Source organism: Micromonospora sp. SD12 (assembly GCF_052068495.1).
In the GTDB taxonomy this organism is placed as follows: Bacteria; Actinomycetota; Actinomycetes; order Mycobacteriales; family Micromonosporaceae; genus Micromonospora; species Micromonospora echinofusca.
Genome location: NZ_JBQHDF010000037.1, coordinates 1 through 5,288, shown reverse-complemented (window position 1 = coordinate 5,288; position 5,288 = coordinate 1). Strand labels below are relative to the sequence as shown.

Here is a 5,288-nt window from a genome sequence, read left to right as displayed (position 1 = left end):
TTGTCCGGCGGTGTCCTACTCTCCCACACCCTCCCGAGTGCAGTACCATCGGCGCTGGAGGGCTTAGCTTCCGGGTTCGGAATGTAACCGGGCGTTTCCCCTCCGCCATGACCGCCGTAACTCTATCGACATATCAAACAACACCACCACGTGGTCTGTTGTTCGTTTATCGAGAGTTGCACAGTGGACGCGTAGCAGCTTAGTAGTCAAGTCCTCGGCCTATTAGTACCGGTCAACTGAACCCGTTACCGGGCTTACATTTCCGGCCTATCAACCCAGTCGTCTAGCTGGGGGCCTTACCCCACAAAGTGGGTGGGATACCTCATCTTGAAGCGAGCTTCCCGCTTAGATGCTTTCAGCGGTTATCCCTTCCGAACGTAGCTAACCAGCCGTGCCCCTGGCGGGACAACTGGCACACCAGAGGTTCGTCCGTCCCGGTCCTCTCGTACTAGGGACAGCCCTTCTCAAGTATCCTACGCGCACGGCGGATAGGGACCGAACTGTCTCACGACGTTCTAAACCCAGCTCGCGTACCGCTTTAATGGGCGAACAGCCCAACCCTTGGGACCTGCTACAGCCCCAGGATGCGACGAGCCGACATCGAGGTGCCAAACCATCCCGTCGATATGGACTCTTGGGGAAGATCAGCCTGTTATCCCCGGGGTACCTTTTATCCGTTGAGCGACACCGCTTCCACTCGCAAGTGCCGGATCACTAGTCCCGACTTTCGTCCCTGCTCGACCTGTCAGTCTCACAGTCAAGCTCCCTTGTGTACTTGCACTCAACACCTGATTGCCAACCAGGCTGAGGGAACCTTTGGGCGCCTCCGTTACCCTTTAGGAGGCAACCGCCCCAGTTAAACTACCCACCAGACACTGTCCCTGAACCGGATAACGGTCCGAAGTTAGATACCCAAATCAACCAGAGTGGTATTTCAAGATTGCCTCCACCCATACTGGCGTATGGACTTCACCGGCTCCCACCTATCCTACACAAGCTAACTCAGATACCAATGTCAAGCTATAGTAAAGGTCCCGGGGTCTTTCCGTCCTGCCGCGCGTAACGAGCATCTTTACTCGTAATGCAATTTCGCCGGGCCTGTGGTTGAGACAGTGGGGAAGTCGTTACGCCATTCGTGCAGGTCGGAACTTACCCGACAAGGAATTTCGCTACCTTAGGATGGTTATAGTTACCACCGCCGTTTACTGGCGCTTAAGTTCTCCGCTTCGCCCCGAAGAGCTAACAGGTCCCCTTAACGTTCCAGCACCGGGCAGGCGTCAGTCCATATACATCGAATTACTTCTTCGCATGGACCTGTGTTTTTAGTAAACAGTCGCTTCCCCCTGCTCTCTGCGGCCATACAACGCTCCACCCGCGCGGGGCTTCACGTCTCCGGCCCCCCTTCTCCCTAAGTTACGGGGGCAATTTGCCGAGTTCCTTAACCACAGTTCGCCCGATCGCCTCGGTATTCTCTACCTGACCACCTGTGTCGGTTTGGGGTACGGGCCGCTAAGAACTCGCTAGAGGCTTTTCTCGGCAGCATAGGATCACTGACTTCACCTGAATCGGCTCGGCATCACGTCTCAGCCTTCATGTGTTGCGGATTTGCCTACAACACGGCCTACACGCTTACCCCGGCACAACCACCGGCCGGGCTCAGCTACCTTCCTGCGTCACCCCATCGCTTGACTACTACCCGCCAGGTTCCCACGCTCCCCCAGTTTGGTCCGAAGACCGCCCCAAGTTCGGGTGGTTAGCACAACGAGGTTCATCAGGGACGCTCTTTCGCGGGTACGGGAATATCAACCCGTTGTCCATCGACTACGCCTCTCGGCCTCGCCTTAGGTCCCGACTCACCCAGGGCGGATTAGCCTGGCCCTGGAACCCTTGGTCATCCGGCGGAAGGGTTTCTCACCCTTCTTTCGCTACTCATGCCTGCATTCTCACTCGTGCCGCGTCCACAACTGGGTCACCCCGCTGCTTCACCCCCGGCACGACGCTCCCCTACCCATCCACACACCTGCACAACACATCAAGGCGTTGCGTGGTTAAAATGTGAATGCCACAGCTTCGGCGGTGTGCTTGAGCCCCGCTACATTGTCGGCGCGGAACCACTTGACCAGTGAGCTATTACGCACTCTTTAAAGGGTGGCTGCTTCTAAGCCAACCTCCTGGTTGTCTATGCGACCCCACATCCTTTTCCACTTAGCACACGCTTAGGGGCCTTAGCTGGTGATCTGGGCTGTTTCCCTCTCGACTACGAAGCTTATCCCCCGCAGTCTCACTGCCGCGCTCTCACTTACCGGCATTCGGAGTTTGGCTGATTTCGGTAAGCTTGTGGGCCCCCTAGACCATCCAGTGCTCTACCTCCGGCAAGAAACACGCGACGCTGCACCTAAATGCATTTCGGGGAGAACCAGCTATCACGGAGTTTGATTGGCCTTTCACCCCTAACCACAGGTCATCCCCCAACTTTTCAACGTTGGTGGGTTCGGCCCTCCACGCGGTCTTACCCGCGCTTCAGCCTGCCCATGGCTAGATCACTCCGCTTCGGGTCTAGGACACGCGACTGAATCGCCCTATTCAGACTCGCTTTCGCTACGGCTCCCCCACACGGGTTAACCTCGCCACATGCCACTAACTCGCAGGCTCATTCTTCAAAAGGCACGCCGTCACCCCGCAAGGCTCCGACGGATTGTAGGCGAACGGTTTCAGGTACTATTTCACTCCCCTCCCGGGGTACTTTTCACCATTCCCTCACGGTACTCGTCCGCTATCGGTCACCAGGAAGTATTTAGGCTTACCAGGTGGTCCTGGCAGATTCACGGCAGATTTCAGGGGTCCGCCGCTACTCGGGAACACCCACAGAAGGTCAGCAACTTTCACCTACCGGACTCTCACCGTCTACGGTCAGCCATTCCAGACTGTTCGACTAGCCACTGACTTTGTAACTTCTCGAACGAGTGTCAGCTCGCTCAGCAGGGTCCCACAACCCCGACCACGCAACCCCTGACAGGTATCACACGCAGCCGGTTTAGCCTCAATCCGCTTTCGCTCGCCACTACTCACGGAATCACTAAATTGTTTTCTCTTCCTACGGGTACTGAGATGTTTCACTTCCCCGCGTTCCCCCCATACACCCTATGTGTTCAGGTGTAGGTGACTGGACATGACTCCAGCCAGGTTTCCCCATTCGGACACCCTGGGATCACAGCTTGGTTGACAGCTCCCCCAGGCCTATCGCGGCCTCCCACGTCCTTCATCGGCTCCTGGTGCCAAGGCATTCACCGTTCGCCCTTGACAACTTGACCACAAAGATGCTCGCGTCCACTGTGCAATTCTCAACAAACGACCAACCCACAACCCGAACAGTGCGACACCAAACCCGACAACCGCCGGCGGTATGCCACACCAGGCCATGCCTGGCAACCAGCTCCACCCACAGGCGAAGCGATGGCTCCGAAAAAACAACCCAACGGTTGTTCCTTCAGGACCCAACAGGGTGCTATCCATCTCCTCCCAGCCGCATCAGGACTCCCCTCCACACCACCCCGAAAGATGGCCGTACTAGAAGAACCCGACCGTTGCCAGGAGAAAACTCGCCAGTGTCTCCGCCATTGAGCACCCCGACCCGACATTCGCGGACCGCGGGCTCCTTACCGACTTTCGTCGGAAGGTGCTCCTTAGAAAGGAGGTGATCCAGCCGCACCTTCCGGTACGGCTACCTTGTTACGACTTCGTCCCAATCGCCAGCCCCACCTTCGACGGCTCCCTCCACAAGGGTTGGGCCACCGGCTTCGGGTGTTGCCGACTTTCGTGACGTGACGGGCGGTGTGTACAAGGCCCGGGAACGTATTCACCGCAGCGTTGCTGATCTGCGATTACTAGCGACTCCGACTTCACGGGGTCGAGTTGCAGACCCCGATCCGAACTGAGACCGGCTTTTTGGGATTCGCTCCACCTCACGGTATCGCAGCCCATTGTACCGGCCATTGTAGCATGCGTGAAGCCCTGGACATAAGGGGCATGATGACTTGACGTCATCCCCACCTTCCTCCGAGTTGACCCCGGCAGTCTTCGATGAGTCCCCGCCATAACGCGCTGGCAACATCGAACGAGGGTTGCGCTCGTTGCGGGACTTAACCCAACATCTCACGACACGAGCTGACGACAGCCATGCACCACCTGTGACCGCCCCCGAAGGACCCCACATCTCTGCAGGTTTTGCGGCCATGTCAAACCCAGGTAAGGTTCTTCGCGTTGCATCGAATTAATCCGCATGCTCCGCCGCTTGTGCGGGCCCCCGTCAATTCCTTTGAGTTTTAGCCTTGCGGCCGTACTCCCCAGGCGGGGCGCTTAATGCGTTAGCTGCGGCACAGGGAACCGGAGAGGCCCCCCACACCTAGCGCCCAACGTTTACAGCGTGGACTACCAGGGTATCTAATCCTGTTCGCTCCCCACGCTTTCGCTCCTCAGCGTCAGTATCGGCCCAGAGACCCGCCTTCGCCACCGGTGTTCCTCCTGATATCTGCGCATTTCACCGCTACACCAGGAATTCCAGTCTCCCCTACCGAACTCTAGCCTGCCCGTATCGACTGCAGGCCCGCAGTTGAGCTGCGGGTTTTCACAGTCGACGCGACAAGCCGCCTACGAGCTCTTTACGCCCAATAAATCCGGACAACGCTCGCGCCCTACGTCTTACCGCGGCTGCTGGCACGTAGTTGGCCGGCGCTTCTTCTGCAGGTACCGTCACTTACGCTTCGTCCCTGCTGAAAGAGGTTTACAACCCGAAGGCCGTCATCCCTCACGCGGCGTCGCTGCATCAGGCTTCCGCCCATTGTGCAATATTCCCCACTGCTGCCTCCCGTAGGAGTCTGGGCCGTGTCTCAGTCCCAGTGTGGCCGGTCGCCCTCTCAGGCCGGCTACCCGTCGTCGCCTTGGTAGGCCATCACCCCACCAACAAGCTGATAGGCCGCGAGCCCATCCCAGGCCGAAAAACTTTCCACCACCAACCATGCGGTCAGAGGTCCTATTCGGTATTAGCCCCGGTTTCCCGGGGTTATCCCAAAGCCTAGGGCAGGTTGCTCACGTGTTACTCACCCGTTCGCCGCTCGAGTACCCCGAAGGGCCTTTCCGCTCGACTTGCATGTGTTAAGCACGCCGCCAGCGTTCGTCCTGAGCCAGGATCAAACTCTCCAACAAAAACTTGTTGAAAAACTGTCCCGACAACAAAAAGTGTTGCCAAAGGAATCCAAGACCAGCCAAACCGAAGCCTGACCAGTCCAGGG

3 rRNA genes are annotated in these 5,288 nt (G+C 57.8%); all 3 read right to left on the bottom strand.

Annotated features, from left to right (window positions below):
• Window positions 1-2: 2 nt before the first annotated feature.
• The 3 genes from rrf to ACTMS2_RS29165 all read right to left on the bottom strand — a co-directional run bounded on the left by rrf (window position 3) and on the right by ACTMS2_RS29165 (window position 5,202).
• Window positions 3-119: ribosomal RNA gene (gene rrf, locus ACTMS2_RS29175) — 5S ribosomal RNA — on the bottom strand.
• Between the two features lie 83 nt (window positions 120-202).
• Window positions 203-3,311: ribosomal RNA gene (locus ACTMS2_RS29170) — 23S ribosomal RNA — on the bottom strand.
• A 376-nt stretch (window positions 3,312-3,687) separates the two neighbouring features.
• Window positions 3,688-5,202 (bottom strand): 16S ribosomal RNA (locus tag ACTMS2_RS29165).
• Together the 16S, 23S and 5S rRNA genes form the textbook arrangement of a ribosomal RNA operon.
• Between the last annotated feature and the right edge of the window lie 86 nt (window positions 5,203-5,288).